The sequence below is a fragment of the Bradyrhizobium sp. CCGUVB4N genome (assembly GCF_024199945.1).
Lineage (GTDB): Bacteria > Pseudomonadota > Alphaproteobacteria > Rhizobiales > Xanthobacteraceae > Bradyrhizobium.
This window is the reverse complement of the sequence record NZ_JANADP010000001.1, coordinates 6,118,686-6,138,048: the sequence shown is the minus strand read 5'-3', so window position 1 is coordinate 6,138,048 and position 19,363 is coordinate 6,118,686. Positions and strand designations below refer to the sequence as shown.

Sequence of the window (19,363 nt, the reverse complement as noted above, 5' to 3'; positions counted from 1 at the left end):
AAAGACCATGACCGACCTCAAAGGAAAGACTGCTCTCGTCACCGGCGCTTCGCGCGGCATCGGCCGCGCCTCGGCCCTGGCGCTCGCCCAGCGCGGTGCGCAGGTGCTCGTGCATTACGGCCAGAGTGCCAAGGAGGCGGAGGCCGTCGTCGCCGAGATTCGCAAGAACGGCGGTCGCGCCGACGCCATCGGGGCCGATCTCGGCGCGCCTGACGGGGCGCATCAACTGGCGAGCCGCGTGCGCGGCATCGTCGGCGACCGGCTCGACATCCTGGTCGCCAACGCCGGTGTCGCCAAGGCGGCCATGATCGAGGACACCACGGTCGAGGATTTCGACCGGCTGTTCGCCGTCAACGTCCGCGCGCCGTTCTTCCTGGTGCAGCAATTGCTGCCCACCCTGCATGAGGGCAGCAGCGTCGTGCTGGTCTCCTCGCTGGCTGCACATGCCGTGGTCGGCACGCTGCCGGCCTATGCCGCGACCAAGGGCGCGATCGACACGCTTGTGAAGCATTTTGCGGCAGCGCTCGGCGCGCGAGGCGTGCGCGTCAACGCGGTGGCGCCCGGAGTGGTGGGGACCGAGATGTCGTCCTTCACCAAGACCGATGCGGGGCGCGACTATGCGCTCGGCATGCAGACTTTGAAGCGGATCGCCGAGCCCGACGACATCGCAGATGCCGTCGCCTTCCTCGCCTCTCCCGATGCGCGCTGGATCACCGGCGACACAGTTCACGTCGACGGAGGCTCGAAACTCTGAGCTGGCCGCCGCCGTTTCTTTCCCGACCTCAAAAGGAAGTCCAACATGTCAAAGAAACTCGAAGGCAAAACTGCACTCGTCACCGGCGGCTCGCGCGGAATCGGCGCTGCCATCGCCAAGCGGCTCGCAGCTGATGGCGCCAAGGTCGCCATCACCTACAGCCGAGGCGCGGATGCTGCGGCCGCAATCGTCATGGCGATCGAAGGCGCAGGCGGGAAGGCCATCGCCATCCAGGCCGATGCCACCGATCCCAAGGCCGTGCAGGCCGCGATCGACAAGACCGTCAGTACGCTCGGCAAGCTCGACGTGCTCGTGAATAATGCGGGCACCGCGATCCCCAAGAAGTTCGAGGAGACCGCGCTGGAGGAACTCGACCAGGTGATCAACCTCAACATCCGCGGCGTGTTCATCGCCACGCAGGCCGCGCTGAAGCAGATGAACGACAACGGCCGAATCATCTCGATCGGCTCATGCGTCGGCGAGCGCATGATGACACCGGGACTGGTGCCTTACTCGGCGACGAAGGCCGCGATCCGGATGTTCACACAAGGGCTGTCGCGCGAGGTCGGGGAACGCGGCATCACCGTCAACAACGTGCAGCCGGGGCCGATCGACACGGATCTGAACCCTGCCTCCGGCGACTGGGCGACCCCGCAGAAGGCAGCGACCGCCCTCAACCGTTACGGCAAGGTGGAGGAGGTGGCGGCGCTGGTCGCCTTCGTCGCCAGCCCCGAGGCGTCCTACATTACGGGTGCGAATCTTACGGTCGACGGTGGCACCAACGCCTGATCGCGGGAAAAATCGGAAAATCGGGCGGCCGAATTGGTCGCCCGGTTTACGCGATCCTGTTCGTGGTCGGCGCCCGCGCCGCAGCCAGCTGCTTCTGCAGGCGATCGATGTTTTGCAGGAGGCGCTGGCTGGTCAACACCAGGAAGTAATAGCCGAACTGCGGATCCTGGAAGTAGATCTCGAGCAGCCGGTCATAGGTGATCGTCAGCACCTGGCCGTCTTCGATGCATTCGATCGTTCCGGTGCGCCGGTTATCGGGCGTGAGGAAGCCGAGTTCGCCCATCAGCGCGCCGGGCCCGATCTCGACGTTGATCTCCTTGACCAGGAACTTGCCCGTGACCGTGAGGAGCATGTCCTTGGCCGGATCGCCCAGCTTGAACAGCGTGTCGCCGTGGCGATATTTGCGCTCGGTCATGAACGGCTTGAGCCACTCGATCGACATGTCGCCCTCGGCCGCATGCCGCGCCTTCTTGACCAGCTTGAGCATCTGCCTCAGGCGAAGAGCGTTGATCGGAAGCAACAGCAGATACAGCAGGAACGTCGAGACATTGGCCGAAAGCGCGCCGAAGATGGCGAAGAAGGCGCAGCCGATCATGTTGGCGACGCGCAAGGGCACCATGGTCCGCATCAGCAGGGTGGCGACGAAGAAGCCGGCGCCGACCGCGGCGAACATGTTGGCCAGCGTAATGTTGTGGACGAAGATCTCCAGCAGCCGGTTGAAGATCGCGTCGTAGGTGACGTTGTTGGGATCGAGGCCCATCTGGACCAGGATCTTCGCGATCCTGAGATTATCCGTCGCCGCGTCCAGAATGCGGTCGAGGATCGAGGAAATGTCTGCGCTGCCGGACGGCATGGTACTATCCCTGCGTAAGGCCTTCAGTCCTGCTCGGTATTCGTATAGCCGAAATCGAATGACGACCGCTTGAATGAAGCCTTCGGCCGTCATGCTGCAAGAGGCAAATTTTAGCCTGATCGGGCATTTCGGCAATTGCCCGTTGGTTGCGCGTATGGCCTTGATGCAGCCGTGATTCGGGGCTGCCGGGGTGTGGGCCCGGGCGTCGCGAACGGACTTTGGACGGAGTTTGAGCGAACTTAGCTGTCCGGCGCGGCGGGGGCTCCGGGCCTCAGGGCTTGGTGGCCGGCTGGATGACCTGCTGATCGACGAGGGTCAGGTGCCCGGGCAGCGCGCCGGCGCGGACCAGCATGGCGACGCTGTTGGCTTCCTCGAGGGTGAAATTGCCCGAGATCTGGACCGAGCCGCCGGTGATGGGCTCGCGGATCACGGGGGCCGAGATCACCTTGTCGTCGAGCACGATGGCGAAGGGTCTGCCGACGCTCTCTTCCGTGACGTGGGCGAGGCGCCGGGTGCCGCGTCCGTTGAAGCGGAACGAAGCGACCGGGTCCTTGGTGCCGGCCGCAAAGCCGGGCGCCGCATAGCTGATGTCGTCGCCGTCCAGCGCACTGTCCTTGGCGACCAGATAGGGTCGCTTGTCCTTGAAACCGAGCAGGACTTCGGTGCCTTCGGGCGGTGTGCCGGATTGCGCCTGCTCCGGTGACATCGAGGCATCGACCAGGCGGAAGCTGACCTTGACCTTCCGGGCGAAGATCGCGGTGACGCGCTCGGGGTCGGTCACACCAGGCAGGACGATGCGGATGCGGTCAGTCCCGTCAGGGACGACGCTGACGAGCTTGACGCCGGAATCCTTGAGGCGCTGCTCGATCATGGCAATGGAATCTTCGACGAGGTCATTCAGCCGTGCAGCGGATGCGGCATCGGTCGGCGCGAGCCTGACCGCGCCGTCGCCGCCGTCGGTCACGGCAATCGCATGCGAGGGCAGTCCGTCCGCGGCCGAGGCGAGTTTGCGCGCCAGCTGATCGCGGCCCTTGGCGTCCGCGATCTTCACGTCGACGCCGCCGTCGCGGATCGCAAGATTGGAGAAGGCGACATGGCCGTCGTGCAAGGTCTTGTAGACCTCGTCGCGCAGATCCGTGACGACGCTTTCGCGCAGGCCGGAGCTGTCCACCTGGTAGACGATGCGTGACCCGCCGAGCGTCTGCATCTTGTCGCCGATGAAGGCCGTGACCTTGGCCCGCATCTTGTCGAGCGGGCCATCGGCGAGCGCGGCGCGCGGCAGGGCGATCGCCGTTGCCGTGATCGCCGACGTCATGGCGAGTGCAACGATCAGCCGTGTGGCGCGGTCCCGCGGGGGCGTGGTCATGATCACCTCGAGTCTTGCGGCAGGACGCTGGCCGGCGAATCCGACGCATGTTCTTGGTCCCCGGATCGGACGCGGAGGTTCAAAAGGACGCGCACCCGAGTGCTACGACCGTAGCCGTTAGGCCATGGACGAACGCCAAATCATCCAGCATTCTGTCCGCGCTCGACCGGTCATCGGTCGAGGTCTCGCCGAACCAAAATGTCAAAAGACAGGCGGCGAGGGAATGCATCCGAGGGAGGACGGAATTCCATGGCGGGCATCCACGCGCTCGATCGGTTCATCGGCAATGACTATCCGGAGCTCTTGACGGACGAGGAGGTCCGGGCCTTCGAGCAGGTCCCTTACGCGGACCGTGTCGCGGCAGAGAGCACCTATGATGCCATCAGGCTCGGAGCTGCGCGCAATCCCGACGCGGCGGCAATCCAGTTTCTGCAAAATGCCGATCCGGCGGACACGCCGCTCGTCGTCACCTACCGCGACTTCATCGCGCGCGTGACGCAGGCCGCCAACATGTTTCACGCGCTCGGCGCGGAAAAGGGCGACGTCATCTCCTTCATGCTGCCGTTGCTGCCCGATGCCTTCGTGACGCTGTTCGGTGCGGAGGCCGCCGGCATCGCCAATCCCGTCAATCCGCTGCTCGAGCCGCACCAGATCGCGGAAATTCTGGAGGCGGCGAACACGAAAATCCTGGTGGCGCTCGGGCCGATGCCGGGCACCGACATCTGGCAGAAGGTCGAGCAGATCCGCCCGCAGCTCAAGCACCTCAAGGCGATCGTGCAGGTGGCCGGCGGCGATCCCGCCAACGGAATTTTCGCGTTCAACGATTTGATCAAGCAGCAGCCGTCCGATCGGCTTGTCGGCGGGCGCAAGATTTCGGGCAGCGACATCGCTGCGTACTTCCACACGGGCGGCACCACCGGCACACCAAAACTGGTGCGGCATACCCACGCCAACCAGGTCTATCAGGCCTGGGCACTCAACCTGCTGCTGAAGTCGAAACCGGGCGCGAACATGCTGTTCGGCATGCCGCTGTTTCACGTCGGCGGATCATTGACGCAGGTGCTGCTGACGCTCTCCGCCGGCGGCTCGCTGGTCGTGCTGTCGCCGAGCGGCTGGCGCAATCCGAACGCGGTGAAGAACATCTGGGGCCTGGTTGAGCGCTTCAAGCCCGAGGCGTTGTCGAGCGTGCCGACGGTGCTCGCCGCGACGCTCGCGGTGCCCCCCGGAAATGCCGACATCTCCAGTCTGAAATATGCAGCCGGTGGCGGCTCGGCGATCCCGGTCGCGGTGGGGTCTGCGATCCAGGAGAAACTCAAGCTGCCGGTGGTCGAAGTCTACGGCATGACCGAGACATCGAGCGTGCATACGCTCGCCTATCCCAGCCGACCGATCCGGCTCGGCTCGGTCGGTCTTCCCATGCCATACGCGCGCGTCCGCATCGTGCAGCTCGATGCCGATGGCAACCTGATCCGCGATTGCAAGCCGGACGAGATCGGCGTCGTCATCATGGCCGGGCCCGGCGTGTTCGGCGGCTATCTCAACGACGCCCACAACCAGGGGGCCTTCGTCGACGAGGTCTGGGTCAATTCCGGCGATCTCGGCCGGCTCGATGCCGACGGCTATCTCTGGATCACCGGCCGCGCCAAGGACCTCGTGATCCGCGGCGGCCACAACATCGATCCGGCACCGATCGAGGAGATCATGTTCCGCCATCCCGCCGTCGGTTTCGCTGCGGTGGTCGGCCAACCCGACGCTTACGCAGGCGAGCTGCCGGTTGGATATGTACAGTTGAAGCCCGGTGCGTCCGTCGAGCCCGGCGAGCTCGAGACGTGGGTGCGCGAGCGCACGCCGGAGCGCGCCGCCGTTCCGGTGCAGATCATTCCGATCGATCCGATGCCGGTGACCGGCGTCGGCAAGGTGTTCAAGCCGCAACTGCGCTGGGACGCGGCGCAGCGCGTGTTCACGAAAGTGCTGATGCCGCTGACCGCGCGCGGCATCGACTGCAAGGTCAAGGTCGGCGCCCATGGCAGCCACGGCTCGATCGCAACCGTAACGGTTGTGGGCGCGCCGGGGGACAAGCAGGAGGCGGTCGCCGGCGAGGTGCACGCGCTGCTCGACCCGTTCGTGATGCGGCATGAGGTGGTTTTCGGCTAATCGGGGGTAAGCGCGATGGGGCCGCACGCGGCATGGCCCCATGTCTTCCGATCGCATGGCGCATCGCCGCTACCCGCGGATCGCCGCATTGGCCCTTTCGGCTGCCCCCGTCATCGCATCCTTCGCCGATTTCGCACCGTTGACCACTTCATTCACGCCGATCATGAAGGCGTCCAGGATCGGTCTCGATTGCGGATGGAAAAGGATCGCCTTGGCGCGGTCGACATCGGCATTCTGCAAGTTGGTCAGCGCCGCCTCTGCTGCCTCCGAGCCGAACGCCGTCTTGAAGCCCTCGCTCGACCAGGCCGACACGCGTGTCGTCGCCAGCCCCGCAGCGGCAGTCCGCAACGAGGTCGCCTTGCTCGTCGCCCAGAGCAGGAACAGGAAAGCCGCCCGCTTGTTTCGCGATTTGGAATTGATGCACGCCTGCCAGTGCGACATGAAGGGGACGGGTCCGCGACCGGCGAGATGCGGAAAGGTTGCAAACCCGGCCTGCTTGGCGACATGGCTTTTCGCAGGATTGGAGATGTCGGTCGCGAAGTTGCTGCTGTCGATCGCCATCGCCGTCCGCCCCTGAAGGAAGTCGTCCAGCACGTTGTACCATTCATAGCTGCCGACGCCGGCAGGCCCGGCCTGGCTGAGCAGCTGTCCGTACATCTCGACGGCCGCGATCGCCTCCGGGCTCGCGAAAGCGACCTTGTTGTGCTCGACCATGGCCCCGCCGTAGGAGAACACGAAACCCATGGCCGGTGGGGAGGAATTGCCGCCGGCCTGGGCCCGCATGGTGATCCCCGACATCCCGTTGGTCTTGACCGCCCTGGCCACCACAAGCAGCTCGTCGAAAGTCCGGGGAAGCGGCTGGTCCTTGGCTGCCAGCGCATCCTTGTTGACGAAAAGCGTCATCGCCTCGGAGGTAATCGGAACGGCATACCGTTCGCCGTCCGACCACAGCGGGAAAGCTCTAGCCGTCTTGAGCAGGTCGCCCTCGTCATACCACGCAGGATCGGTCAGCGACCTGTTGGAAAAATAGCCGTTGAGCGGCTCCAGCCATCCGTTCGAGATGCCCTGGCCATAGGTCGTGAACATGAAGACGTCGGGCGTGCTGCTGCCGCGGGCGAGCTTGATCGGCGTGGCGCCGAGGTAGGTGGTTTCCAGTTGGAAATCGATGGTGACGTTGATGCCGGTGAGTATGGTGAACTCCGGCAACAGCGGCGCGATCGCATTCGACCATGGATGGATCGCTCCCGAAAGCGCGATCGTCTGTCCCGCAAATTGCTTCCAGTCGATCGCGGCGGCATAGCCCGGGGGAGCATCTTCCGCCAGGCCTCGCCCCGGCAACAGCCCGACTGCGGGCAAGACGGCTCCCGCCGCTCCCAATCCCTTGACGAAGCTCCGACGGCTGGTTGACACCCCACCGCTCCATGAGTTTCCGCCTGGTACCATGTTGGCGCTTCAAATTGCGGGCAGTCAATTGCACCAAAGGGGACGTCAGCCGTGACATTGTGCCCCGCCAACCGGCGGATTTCGGCGCCGGCGTAGCGTGCGTCGAGAATGGCTGGTTCCCCGCTCACCTGCGCGGACCCACCCATGCTATCGTTCCGGCAACACTCCGCTCCGACGCGCGTCGATGATCCACGGCCATGCCAGTCTTCGCTCCTGGGTATTATCTGCGGTGGTTTACTCGTCCGCTGATCCTTGCGGTCGCAGTGCTGGTGGCCCTGTTTACCGCGACCGGCCTCCTCGGCCTGCAATATTGGGAGGAGCGGCAAGCAGCTCATCAATTCACCGAGCATAGCCGCCAGGTGCTCGAAACGCTCGATCGGCTGCGGGCGATCGTCGCGGAACTGGAGACCGAACGGCGCGGGTATCTCATGACTCTCGACCCCGCCTATCTCAAGGCCTACGGCGTCTCTGACGAAAGTGTACGACGGGAGGCTCAGGCGCTGCAGACGCTGGTCGCGGACGATCCGTTGCAAGGCCTTCGGGCCGGACATCTGGCACTGACCGTTGCAGCAACGCTACGCGAGATCGACGAACTGCTGAAGACGGCCGGCACGTCCGGGCTGGCCGCGCTGGCTATGATCCGCAGCATGGATGAGATCCGCTCGCAAATCGACCAGATGGTGGATCACGAGCGCTTTCAGCTCGCCGACCGGGAGGCGCGCGCTGAAGCATTCGAGCGACGCTGGACCTGGCTGATCGCCGGCGCCGTTGTCCTCGTCGTCGCGCTGGCCGGAGCTGCGCTGGCGCTCGCGCGGCTCGAAGCGAAACGGCGAAGAATGGCGACCGAGGAGAACATCCAGCTCCAGAGTGATCTTGCAGCACGAGATATCAAGATCCGGCGCCTGTTCGATGCCAACATCATCGGCATCATCATCTGGGAAGTCGAGGGACGCATTCTGGAGGCCAACGATGCATTCCTTCGCATCGTGGGATACGACCGGGAGGATCTCGCCTCAGGGCGTTTGCATCGGACCGACCTCACACCGCCGGAATGGCGCGGCCGCGATTTGCAGACCGTGACGGAATTGAAGCGGATCGGGTCGGCGCAACCATTCGAGAAGGAGTATGTGCGGAAGGATGGAAGCCGTGTTCCGGTGCTGATCGGCGGGACCATGTTTGGGCAAGGTACCGATAATGGCGTCGGCTTCGTCCTTGATCTGACGCCACTCAAGCGGGCGGAAGCCGAAAGCCGCGAACACGAGCGGCGCTACCGTGAAGCCCTGATGGAGCTCGCGCACGCAAATCGCGTCACCACGATGGGGCAGCTTACCGCTTCGATTGCCCATGAAGTCAACCAGCCGATCGCCGCGATGGTGGCGAACGCCGAGGCCGGGTTGAACTGGCTGGAGGCCCAGCCGCCAAATCTGGAGCGGGTTCGACAGACGTTCGGCTGGATTACCAGTGACGGCATGCGCGCCGGCGACATCATCGGCCGGATTCGGGCGCTCATCAGGAATGCTCCCCCGCAAAAAGAGAATCTGGAGATCAACCCGGCGGTGCTTGAGGTCATCGCGCTGACCCGCAGCGAAGCGTTCAAGAACAGCGTCTCGGTGCGAACGCAGTTTGCCGAGGGCTTGCCGGCCGTTCAGGCAGATCGGGTTCAGCTTCAGCAAGTGGTGCTCAACCTGATCGTCAACGCGATCGAGGCGATGGCCGCTGTCGGTGAGGGGGAGCGCGAGTTGCTGATCAGCACCGGTTGGGATGCATCGGACGGCGTGCACGTCACTTTGCGGGATTCCGGTCTGGGGCTGGATCCGAAGAACGTGGAGCGCCTGTTCGAAGCCTTCTACACCACCAAGCCCACTGGCATGGGGATGGGCCTCGCCATTTGCCGCTCGATCATCGAGGCGCATGGCGGACGGATGTGGGCTGGTGCAAACGAGCCGCGGGGCGCCGTCTTCCAGTTCACTCTACCTCTCGCGTCAGACCAGACCGCACCTCGCCCGATGAGGGCGGATGAGCCAATAGGTCTACGCTCTGCGGCCCGCTGACGGGCGGTGCGCGCAGCGCGTCTTCACCAATTTGCTGACGCAGCTCGTCGATCGTGACGCTTGCATGGCGGACGACACAAGGCTTGCGTGCCTCGCCGCAAGCGAGCATCATCTCCCCAAAAAATGGGGGAAACGCGATGCCTGAAGTCACTCGCCGTAGCCATCTTCGGCAATTGTCGGCCGTGCTCGGATCTGCCGCGCTGTCTGGCTGGTCGGGGCCGGCACGGGCTGCAGAGCCGGACGTTCCCCCTGAAGGCATCGGCAAGGGCATCCAGCACATCTCCTACAGCGACATCGGCGGGCGGCCCGACAGCGTGCAGGTGATGTTCAACCGGCAGCACATCTATGTCGGGCACATGTTCAGCGACGGCGTGACGATCCTGGACGCCTCCGATCCGCGTGCGCTGAAGCCGGTCAATTTCTTCACCGCGGGACAGTACACCCGCACCCACCATCTGCAGGTGGCTGAAGATATGCTGCTGCTTGCGAACGGCGCCAACATCGTCGCGATGCAGTCGTACGACAACATGCGCGGTTATTTCGAGAACACGCTGGTCGACAGCATCACCAAGGCGAAGAAATTCCGCTCTGGCCTCTCCATCCACGACATCTCCAAACCTGGCGAGATGCGCGAGATCGCGTTCCTGGAAATGCCCGGCTTCGGCATCAACCGGCTGTGGTGGCCTGGTGGGCGCTATGCCTATGTGTCGGCGCATTTCGACGGCTTCACCGACCACATCCTCTGCGTGGTCGATCTCAAGACCATCACCAAGCCGGAGATCGTCGCGAAATGGTGGCTGCCGGGGATGAACCGTGCGGCCGGCGAGCCGGCGACGCCGAAGGGCAAGCGCTTTGCGCTCCATCACATGATCACGGCGGGCGATCGCGGCTATGCGGCCTGGCGCGACGGCGGCTTCACCATCCACGACATCAGCAATCCCACCAATCCAAAGCTGCTGTCGCACATCAACTGGTCGCCGCCCTTCGCCGGCGGCACGCATACGCCGCTGCCGCTGCCGAAGCGTCAGCTCGCAATCGTCGCGGATGAAGCGAACGCGGACCAATGCGCCAAGGGCCTGTTCCACACCTTCGTGCTCGACGTGCGCGCGCCGGAAAACCCGGTGCCGATCGCAACCCTGCCGACGCCGCGCGACCGCGATTTCTGCACCAACGGCACCTTCGGTCCGCATAATCTGCACGAGAACCGTCCCGGCGCGTTCCAGAGCGAGGAGACGATTTTCGCGACCTATAACAATGCCGGCGTGCGGGTGTTCGACGTCAGGGACGCCTTTGCGCCGAAGGAGCTCGCCTACTGGGTGCCGCCGACGCCGAAGAAGCTCATCGACCCCCGTCCGAACGTCGCGCTCGCGGCGAAGACGTGCGACGCCTATGTCCGGCCCGACGGGATGATGTTCGTCAGCGACTGGAACGCCGGCATGCACGTGCTGCAATATCAGGGATGAGAGGTACGCAGTCGTAGGGTGGGTTAGCGAAGCGTAACCCACCGCTGTCTCTCACCGCGGAAGCAGAAGAGGTGGGTTACGCCTTCGGCTAACCCACCCTACGCAGCTACGAGACCAAGACTACCCGACCGGCATCGCGGTTTCGATCAGGCGCACCCAGAACGAGGCGCCGTGGCCGAGGATGTTATCGTTGAAGACATAGGCCGGGTGATGGCATGCCGGGCTGTCGCCCATGCCGACCAGCACCATGGCGCCGGGGCGTGCTTCCAGCATGAACGAGAAATCCTCCGCGCCCATCATCGGGATGATCTTGTCGTTGACGCGGTCGGCACCGACGATGTCGCGGGCAACGTCGGCGGCGACGCCGGCTTCGCGCGCATGATTCAAGGTCACCGGATACATCCGCGTGTATGTCGTCTCCGCCGCCCCGCCATAGGCACGGGCGACGCTTTCGGCGACTTCGCCGATGCGGCGCTCGACGAGATCGCGCACGTCAGGATCGAGCGTGCGCACGGTGCCGCTGAGTTCGGCGGTCTCGGGGATGATGTTGAAGGCGGTGCCGGCGTGGAATTGCGTGATCGAGACCACCGCCGACTGCAGCGGATTGACGTTGCGCGCGACGATCGATTGCAGCGCGTTGACGATCTGCGAGCCGATCAGCACGCTGTCGATCGCCTGGTGCGGGGTGGCGCCGGCATGGCCGCCCTTGCCGTGGACGGTGATACGGATGTTGTCGGAGGAGGCGAGCAGCGGACCCGGCGTGGTCGCGAAATGGCCCTCGGCGAGGCCCGGCATGTTGTGCATGCCGTAGACCTGGTCGATGTTCCAGCGCGTCATCAGCCCATCCTCGACCATGGCCTTGCCGCCGCCGCCGCCTTCTTCGGCGGGCTGGAAGATCATGACCGCGGTGCCGTCGAAATTGCGCGTCTCGGCGAGGTATTTTGCGGCACCCAGCAGCATCGCAGTGTGGCCGTCATGGCCGCAGGCGTGCATTTTGCCCGGGATCTTCGAGGCATAGGGCACATCGGCGGTTTCCAGGATCGGCAGCGCGTCCATATCTGCGCGCAGGCCGATGGTCTTGCCGGAGGCCGACTTGCGGCCACGGATCACGCCGACGACGCCGGTGCGACCGATGCCCGTCACCACCTCGTCGCAGCCAAACTCGCGAAGCTTGTCGGCGACGATGCCGGCGGTGCGATGGACTTCGTAGAGCAGCTCCGGGTTCTCGTGGAAGTCATGGCGCCAGGCGGCCATTTCATCGGAGAGGGCGGCGATGCGGTTCACGATGGGCATGGAGGGGATCCGTTTCTTCTTCGTGGGACGGGTGGACGCAGCGTACGCCGCAGGGGAGGCGGGCGGCGGGCGAAAGCGGGGTACGCCGGCGAAGATGCTTTTTACGCCGTGATGTGGCGGAGGGGGAGGGCGAAACAGACGGCGTGGCAAGGCGGCCGGGGATGATGATGCCGAAAGGTACCATGGTCCGCGGAGGCGGGTGTGGTTCGGCAACCCAGGCAGAGTCCCGCAAATATTGGCTGTCAATCACGGATCATTGACTGACAGATATTGAAATCTGTCAGCGAGACGTGTATATCCGTTTCCAGACGCTCCGATTGGGCGTCCCGTGGCCACCTCCAGGGGGAGCCCGAGATCCGAAACAACACCGGGTCGAGGGTCGTCATTCAAGGACGAGGGCCGCGGACGAATGGAGACTTACGACAATGACGACCGAAATCATCAATCTCACCGGGACGATTGGGCATTGGCTCAATTTACTGGTTGCGCGCCAGATCGCGGCGCAGGCTGCAAAACTGCCTCATTAAGGCGAGAGCTTTCCGAACCGACCGGTATGGGCGCTTCGGTAAGCATCCATCGCCGGGTAACTGGACCCTGAACGGGAACATGGTGCTGGCATGAATGAAGCTGTTGTCTTGACGCCGGAGCGGATCCTCGAAGTCACCGAGGACGTGTTGCGGCGCTACGGACTTGCCAAGGCCACCGTGGTCGACGTTGCCCGTGCGCTCGATGTGAGCCACGGCAGCGTCTATCGCCATTTCCCGAGCAAGGCTTCGCTGCGCGAGGCCGTCGCCAAGCGCTGGCTCGACCGCATCGACGCGCCTTTGCTGGCGATCACCAAGGAGCAGGGCCCTGCGCCCGACAGGCTCGACCGCTGGCTGCGCACGCTGTTCGCCGCCAAGCGTTCGCGCGTGCTCGACGACCCCGAGATGTTCGAGACCTATCTCACGCTGGCGCGCGAGGCCTGCGCGGCGGTCAAGTGTCACAAGGACACGATGATCGATCAGATCGCGGCGATCCTGACCGACGGCGTCAAGCAGGGCGTGTTCGCCGTGGACGACGTCAAGACCACCGCGCGCGCGCTGTTCGATGCGACCTGCCGCTTCCACCATCCGGCCCATGCCGACGAGTGGAAAGATGCCGATCTGCCCGCGCGCGTCGACGCGACGCTCGCGCTGTTGCTGCGCGGATTGAAGGCGGCCTAAGCCGACACCCTCCCACCAAAGCGCCGCTTCAGCCTTTCGCCTTGCGCAGAAGGGTGTCCTCGCGAAGAGAAGGCGAGGGGGACGATTGTTTTCGTGCGTGAAAAGCGGCGTCGGCGGATGGGACAACCGGCGGGCTCTGCGGATATGCATTCACCGCGATTTCGACGATGTTCTTTGACTGCCTCCGAAGGTGGTGGAATGTAAGCTCCTGATCGAGCGCGGGGCAGCGGAAGTGGACGACCGCCGTATCCGGCAGGCGGCAGAGTTCGTCGATGAGGTCGCCCACGGTGAGGAGCGGAGGATCGACGAGCGTTCGGTGCATAGCCTTACTCATGGCGCAACTCCTTCACTCTGCTGCCAACAAACGCGCGACGGTGTCGGTTCCATTCCGCTCGGCTCAAGCGTTGGATAAAATGCGAACCGCGCCGATGTGCTAGAGCGCGGATCCCGACCGCAAGTTGCGCGACCGCAATATGCCGAACGGGTCCTCGCGCCCGGCCAGTCTGCGATACGTCGCAAGGTCGTCAAGCGTCGGACCCTCCCCGCGTCTGGTATTCCCACTCGTTCCAACCGAAATCGACGTGCCGAGACCGGCATAGAGATAGTTGTCGCCGAACGCCTGCTTGAGCGCGGCAAAAGTCGGCTCACCGGTGCAATGTCCCGGTGCGACGGCGTCGACCTTGAATCTGTCCTTCAGAGCGGTAACGACTTTCGCGATGGCCTCGTCAGGTGCGACGACCAGATGAAATCCACCGGCGATGAGATGAATCCTGGGATTGATGGCGGTTGCCGCTTCGACAATGCGCTCGATCCCGGGGTGCGAACAACCGACCAGAAGGACTACGCCTTCTGCGGTGTTGACGGCCAAAGATAGCTCCTTGAGTTCTCTCGTCCCGGGCACGTCGGAGATCAGCGAAATAAGCGTGATACCAGGAGCAATTTCGGTCGTTTGATCGATCAGCTCGAAGTTTGCATTGGCCCATGCCGAGCCAGATTTTATCACCGCTGGGGGCTTGCCTCCATAGTACCGCATCTCCGGCGGCAAGGCCTCGTCCTTCCGGTAGAAGCCGGACGGCAGCGAAGAGCCGTAGATGCCAAATCCTTCCTTCGGCGCGTAGATCTTGACGGTCGGATTGACGCTCAGGACGTAGGACAAACCCGCCATGTGATCGGAGTGGCGGTGCGAAAGAACGACAAAATCGAGGTCCGAGAGGTTGACACCCTTGGCCTTCACGTTTGCAGCGAAGATTTCGGGGTTGTTACCCGTGTCGAACAAGATGCGTTTTCCCGCGACTTCGACGAGGGCGGAGAAGCCCCAGTCCTTTGTCATCGCGTCATTGGTGCCGAAGGCGTCATAAAGAATGGTGATCTGGTCCTTCGCCTCGGTTGCCGCGCTTTCGGTGGGGCCACTCGCGAAAACGCTGAAGGCGATCAGTGCTGCAAGAAGACTGTCCCTGATGTTCATGGAAGCGTCTCCTGCTGTTGTGCGAAACATACAACGGGAACGAGGGTGGCTTCGATGCCGTGCCGGCGATCGAGCCTAGCACAATCTGAGGGAGGCTGGAGACCTTCGTTGGGGCAGCAGAGCTTTGATGAGGGGCCTTGGGAACTTATGCGAGCACGTCGTCGCTAAGCTTTAAATCCTGGTCAATCCACAGCTAGCCGCCAGCCGCACGAGCTGCGCATCCGTGCGTGTGCCGGTCTTGGTCTTGATCAGATAGTGATAATTCTGGACCGTCTTGACGCTGAGATTGAGATGCGTCGCGATCTCTTCGGTGGTGGCGCCGCCGGCGAACTGGCGCAAGATCTCGATCTCGCGCTCGCCCAACTGATCCAGCGCCGAGCCTGTCGACAGGCTGTCCTCGGCCAGGACATGCGCGATGTCGTCGCTCATGGCGCGCTCGCCGCGGGCGACGCTGCGGATGGCGTTGACGACGGCGGAGGGCGCGCTGCTCTTGGTGACGAAGCCGGAAGCGCCGGCACTGAAGGCGGCTTTCACCAGCACGGCTTCGTTGTGCATGGTGAAGACGAGGATCCGTGCCCGCGCATTGCGCGCGCGGATGTTGCGGATCGCCTCGAGCCCACTGGCGCCGGGCATCGAGATGTCCATCACGACGACGTCGGGGTCGTGCGCCTTGAAGGCGCCGTAGGCGTCGGCGGCGTTGTCGGCTTCCGCCACGACGTGGAGATCGCCCTGGCTCTCCAGCACGCGCCGGTAGCCCTGGCGGACGATCGGATGGTCGTCGACCAGCAGCACCGAGATGCCTGTTGCTGCGACCTCGCTCATGACGGCCTCATGCGGCAAGCGGGATCGTCGCGGCGACGCTGAGCCCGCGGCTTGCGGGCAGGATCGACAATGATCCGCCGGCGGCTGCGACACGCTCGCGGATGCCGGTGAGGCCGAAACCGGCCGAGCGCGCCACGCGCGCCGCATCGCCGCCGCCGTCATCCTCGACGCGGATCAGCAGCGCATCGTCCTCGCCTGCGCAGCGTTCGACGTGCAACGAGATCTCGCGGGCCGCACCGTGGCGCAGCGCATTGGTCAGGCATTCTTGGGCGACGCGATAGGCGGTCGTGGCGGCCGGACCGCTGATGTCGGTGAGGTCGCCCTTGAGGTCGAGCTGGATCGTCGGCTGCGTCGCGCTCTGCGAGCGCCAGCTGTCGACGAGGTTGACGAGGCTGGCTTCCAGCCCGAGCTCCTCGGGCAGTGGATTGCGCAGGCGCTTCAGTGCGTCGCGCAGCGAGGCCATCAGATGGTGCGTGGCCTGCGAGATCATGCGCGCGTCCTGCGCGATGCCATGATCCCTGTCTTTCGTACTCGCCGTCTCGATCGTGTTGGCGAAAGCGAGGATGGCGGAGAGATTTTGCCCGAACTCGTCGTGCAGTTCGCGGGCGAGCGCGCGCCGCTCATCGTCACGGATCTCGATCAGGCGCCGTGTCAGCGCCGCGCGTTGTTCGACGGATTCTTCCAGCCGGCTGCCCAGTGCATCGACGGCCCCGCCGATCATCCCGAGCTCCATGGAGCGGAAGCGCGGCAGCTTGGTGCGATACTGGCCGCGCGCCATGCGTTGCAGGGCAAGCACAATGGCCCGCGCCGGTGCCAGCGTGTGCGCGATCGCGAGCGAGGCGAGCAGGGCGATCGCCGCCGCCATCAGCAGCGCGACGTCGATCACATTGAGAATGTACTCCCAGGCGAGCGAGATTGCGGCCGCTTGATCCGGTGTCGCAACCACCGTTCCGGCGGCCGCCGCCCGGGGGCTGACCGGCCGTACCACCTCGGCGTGGCTGCCGAGGAAGGTCGGAACGATGGACGCGAACCAGCGTGGCGGCACCCTGCCAATCCCCTGGCTCTGGCCGCACAGCGGCTTTTCGAATGCAGTCGCCGGCTGGAACTCGACACAGACGCCGGGCGAGATCAGCTTCATCGTTTCCAGCGTTCGCCACTCCGGAACCGGCATGAGATGCTCGCGCATTCTGCTGCTGCGCAGCAAGAGCTCGTGCCAATACAGCCCCTGAAGCGCCTGCGCGACCCGCTGCGCGGACGTCGCAGTCGCCCGGTCGACGCTGCGATAGGCATCGAACGTGGCCCATATGGTCGCCGCGCCCAGGCAGAGCGCAACGATGAGAAGCAGACGGGCGACAAGCTGAAGCACGAGGCGCATGCGATCACCCCAAAGTTTGGTAAGCTCAGCCTAACAACGCCGTCGCGCCTTGCCAATTGCAGGGCACCGCAAGATTGCAGCTCGGGCAAATTTCCCAAGCCGGATTGGGCATGGGTCTTTGGACCGGATGCGGCGGCTTTGATCTAATCGGGGTGGAATCGCAGGTCAGGAGCAGTGCAGCATGAGTTCGATGACGATTGGACCGATCGCGAACACGGCGACCGACCCATCCGAGCGCAGCGCGCTGCTGTTCTGGATGATCTTCACGGGGCTATCGATCTTTGCCGTGGTGCTGCTGTGGCGGTTCGGCCTGATCCATCTGATGCTGACCTCGGACCGCACCTACATTTCGAGCGTGATCGCGGTGCTCTATATCCTGACCTGCGGTCATTGCTTCCTGCGCACGCGGGCGATTGCGCGTGAGGGGGCGGCCGCACGGCGGTGCCGCACGGTGCTGGCAGCGCCCGACGGCAGCAGGGTGCTCGATGCGAGCGCGCCTGCGCTGCCGCGCGGGTTGGTGCGGGATCACATCGAGAGCCTCGTGACCAAGGCCGCCGCGCAGGATTACCGGCCGGTCGATCAGACGCTGCTGCTGCGGACGCTCGCCGACCGGCTCCGCGGCTCCAACGGGTTCGGAGCCTTCGTCTCCGACACGCTGATGAAGCTCGGCCTGCTCGGCACCATCATCGGTTTCATCATCATGCTGGCGCCGATCGCCGGACTGGATGCCGCCGACAAGGTCGCGATGCGCTCCTCGATGGGGCTGATGAGCGACGGCATGGCGGTTGCGATGTACACGACGCTGGCCGGCCTCGTCGGTTCCATCCTGGTCCGCATCCAGTACTACATGCTGGATTCCGCGACCCAGCGGGTGTTCTCCGATGCCGTGGTGCTGACCGAGACCTATGTGACGCCGGTGCTCGAGCGCAAAGGCGCTGGAACGCCGTCATGATGGATGATTTCGGGCTCTATCCGCGCGAGGAGCAGTTCGATCCCTTGGGCGTGATGTTGTTCAAGGCGCTCCAGGTGGTCGCCTTCCTGTTCTTCCTTGCGCTGCTTGCGGTCTCCCCGGATGCCAAGGAGGGCAAGATCGACTCCAAGGCCGAGTTCATGATCACGCTGGACTGGCCGGACAATCACCCGGACGATCTCGACCTGTTCGTGCAGGACCCCGCCGGCAACATCGCCTGGTATCGCCACCGCGAGGCCGGCTTCCTCACGCTCGACCGCGACGATCGCGGCGGGGCCAACGACTTCATCATGGTCGCCGGCAAGAAGATCGCTTCGCCCATTCGCGAGGAGATCGTGACGTTGCGCGGTATCGTGCCCGGTGAATACACCGTCAACGTCTCGCATTTCGTCGCCACGACAGGTGAGCCTGTCACGGCCAATGTGAAGGTGCAGAAACTCAATCCGACCGCGCAGGTGGTCTTCGACAACAAGTTCACGCTCGACCACACCGGTGACGAGAAAACGGCAGTGCGGTTCCGGCTCGATGCCGAGGGCAAGGTCATCGATGTCAGCCAAAGGCCGAAATCGCTGATGGAGACCTTTCGCAGCACCTGGCGCAATGGGGCCGACCTCGACCCGAGCACCGGTGTGAGCGCGAACGTAAAGAGGATCCGCCGTGATTAATCTGCAGACGGTCATCCTCACGCTGTCTGTTGCCTATGCCGTGATCGGCGCGCTGCTGCTGGTCGTGCTGGTCTATGCGCGGCTGCACTGGTCGCTCAAGGCTGTCGCAGTGGTGGTGACCAGCGCCTTCTATGTCGTCAGCTTCACCGAAATGCGCGGGCTGCTCGGCTGGGCCAGCACCGACCGGCTGCCTGCCAACTTCAAGCTGCTCAAGGCGCGGATCGTCGAGCCGCATTCGCTGGAGGGCGATCCCGGCTCGATCTATCTGTGGGTCGAGGAACTCGACGAGGATCATCGTCCGAGCGGCATCCCGCGCGCCTTCCGCGTTCCCTACAACGACACCCTGGCGGATAAGACCCATGCAGCCGAGAACGAGATCGCGGCCGGCCACCCGCAAGGCGGACGCGCGGCGGATTTCGGCGGCGGCGAGGGCAGCCTGATCGATATGGTCCGGGAATACGTGACGCCCAAGGTCATCCTCGAGACCAGCGGCGGCGATTCCTCGACCGGGGAGTTCAACGCCCCGCCGGCCGGTGCGCAAGGCGCGGTGTTCACGCCAATTCCGCCGCCCCGGATGCCGCCCAAGGACGAGGAATAGGCTCTTCACCATCACGTCAGCGCGGCGCTGGTCAACCGCCCCGCGCTGGCGCATCTTGCCCGCCTCCCTCAAATTGGCTTTATCGGCGTCAATTAGG

The 19,363-nt window shown here is 64.3% G+C and carries 17 protein-coding genes; 9 read left to right on the top strand and 8 right to left on the bottom strand.

The genetic code is table 11. From position 1 onward, the window contains the following. The first annotated feature begins 7 nt into the window (after positions 1-7). Together NLM31_RS28505 and NLM31_RS28500 are read left to right on the top strand one after the other, a co-directional pair. Complete coding sequence (locus NLM31_RS28505; protein WP_254194412.1) at positions 8-754, top strand: SDR family NAD(P)-dependent oxidoreductase; 747 nt, start codon at positions 8-10, stop codon at positions 752-754. A gap of 45 nt (positions 755-799) precedes the next feature. After that, a complete protein-coding gene (locus NLM31_RS28500; RefSeq protein WP_254194411.1) occupies positions 800-1,543 on the top strand; it encodes a 3-oxoacyl-ACP reductase family protein in 744 nt (247 codons plus the stop codon). A gap of 46 nt (positions 1,544-1,589) precedes the next feature. Here NLM31_RS28500 and NLM31_RS28495 read toward each other — a convergent pair whose 3' ends face one another. Both NLM31_RS28495 and NLM31_RS28490 read right to left on the bottom strand, forming a co-directional pair. Beyond that, on the bottom strand, positions 1,590-2,396 hold the full coding sequence (locus NLM31_RS28495) for a Crp/Fnr family transcriptional regulator (protein WP_254132482.1): 807 nt from the start codon (positions 2,394-2,396) through the stop codon (positions 1,590-1,592). A 271-nt stretch (positions 2,397-2,667) separates the two neighbouring features. Then, positions 2,668-3,762 carry a preprotein translocase subunit SecD gene (locus tag NLM31_RS28490; protein WP_254194410.1) on the bottom strand — a complete coding sequence of 365 codons (1,095 nt, stop codon included), beginning with the start codon at positions 3,760-3,762 and terminating at the stop codon, positions 2,668-2,670. Between the two features lie 249 nt (positions 3,763-4,011). Here NLM31_RS28490 and NLM31_RS28485 point away from each other — a divergent pair, with 249 nt between their 5' ends. After that, the gene (locus NLM31_RS28485; RefSeq protein ID WP_254194409.1) at positions 4,012-5,916 is read left to right on the top strand and encodes an acyl-CoA synthetase; all 1,905 of its coding nucleotides are present in this window, start codon (positions 4,012-4,014) and stop codon (positions 5,914-5,916) included. A 69-nt stretch (positions 5,917-5,985) separates the two neighbouring features. Here the strand turns inward: NLM31_RS28485 and NLM31_RS28480 are convergent, their stop codons facing one another. Then, positions 5,986-7,272 (bottom strand): extracellular solute-binding protein, encoded by a 1,287-nt coding sequence (locus NLM31_RS28480; protein ID WP_254194408.1) that lies wholly within the window; start codon positions 7,270-7,272, stop codon positions 5,986-5,988. Positions 7,273-7,556: 284 nt separating this feature from the next. Between NLM31_RS28480 and NLM31_RS28475 the strand changes: the two genes are divergently transcribed. After that, complete coding sequence (locus NLM31_RS28475) at positions 7,557-9,410, top strand: ATP-binding protein (RefSeq protein WP_254194407.1); 1,854 nt, start codon at positions 7,557-7,559, stop codon at positions 9,408-9,410. Positions 9,411-9,547: 137 nt separating this feature from the next. Continuing rightward, complete coding sequence (locus NLM31_RS28470) at positions 9,548-10,873, top strand: LVIVD repeat-containing protein (protein WP_254194406.1); 1,326 nt, start codon at positions 9,548-9,550, stop codon at positions 10,871-10,873. A 120-nt stretch (positions 10,874-10,993) separates the two neighbouring features. Here NLM31_RS28470 and NLM31_RS28465 read toward each other — a convergent pair whose 3' ends face one another. After that, positions 10,994-12,166: a M20 aminoacylase family protein gene (locus NLM31_RS28465; RefSeq protein WP_254132477.1), complete on the bottom strand. Its 1,173-nt coding sequence runs from the start codon at positions 12,164-12,166 to the stop codon at positions 10,994-10,996. A gap of 617 nt (positions 12,167-12,783) precedes the next feature. Between NLM31_RS28465 and NLM31_RS28460 the strand changes: the two genes are divergently transcribed. Further along, positions 12,784-13,371, top strand: a complete 588-nt coding sequence (locus NLM31_RS28460; protein WP_254132476.1) for a TetR family transcriptional regulator — start codon at positions 12,784-12,786, stop codon at positions 13,369-13,371. 28 nt (positions 13,372-13,399) lie between these two features. Here the strand turns inward: NLM31_RS28460 and NLM31_RS28455 are convergent, their stop codons facing one another. From NLM31_RS28455 to NLM31_RS28440, 4 genes are all read right to left on the bottom strand, one after another. Beyond that, on the bottom strand, positions 13,400-13,705 hold the full coding sequence (locus NLM31_RS28455; protein ID WP_254132475.1) for a hypothetical protein: 306 nt from the start codon (positions 13,703-13,705) through the stop codon (positions 13,400-13,402). A gap of 99 nt (positions 13,706-13,804) precedes the next feature. Then, positions 13,805-14,836, bottom strand: coding sequence for an MBL fold metallo-hydrolase (locus NLM31_RS28450; protein WP_254194405.1), 1,032 nt, complete (start codon positions 14,834-14,836; stop codon positions 13,805-13,807). Positions 14,837-15,007: 171 nt separating this feature from the next. After that, positions 15,008-15,658 (bottom strand): response regulator transcription factor, encoded by a 651-nt coding sequence (locus NLM31_RS28445; protein ID WP_254194404.1) that lies wholly within the window; start codon positions 15,656-15,658, stop codon positions 15,008-15,010. A gap of 7 nt (positions 15,659-15,665) precedes the next feature. Then, entirely contained in the window at positions 15,666-17,033 is a 1,368-nt protein-coding gene (locus tag NLM31_RS28440) for a sensor histidine kinase (RefSeq protein ID WP_254194403.1), read from the bottom strand. Between the two features lie 181 nt (positions 17,034-17,214). Here NLM31_RS28440 and NLM31_RS28435 point away from each other — a divergent pair, with 181 nt between their 5' ends. From NLM31_RS28435 to NLM31_RS28425, 3 genes are read left to right on the top strand one after another with little or no spacing between them, the layout of a single operon-like run. Continuing rightward, positions 17,215-17,985 (top strand): MotA/TolQ/ExbB proton channel family protein, encoded by a 771-nt coding sequence (locus NLM31_RS28435; protein WP_254194402.1) that lies wholly within the window; start codon positions 17,215-17,217, stop codon positions 17,983-17,985. Continuing rightward, the gene (locus NLM31_RS28430; RefSeq protein WP_254132470.1) at positions 17,982-18,668 is read left to right on the top strand and encodes a hypothetical protein; all 687 of its coding nucleotides are present in this window, start codon (positions 17,982-17,984) and stop codon (positions 18,666-18,668) included. The genes NLM31_RS28435 and NLM31_RS28430 overlap by 4 nt, the downstream gene beginning before the upstream one ends. Further along, positions 18,661-19,266, top strand: a complete 606-nt coding sequence (locus NLM31_RS28425) for a hypothetical protein (protein WP_254194401.1) — start codon at positions 18,661-18,663, stop codon at positions 19,264-19,266. Before NLM31_RS28430 ends, NLM31_RS28425 begins: the two co-directional genes overlap by 8 nt. Positions 19,267-19,363 lie beyond the last annotated feature (97 nt).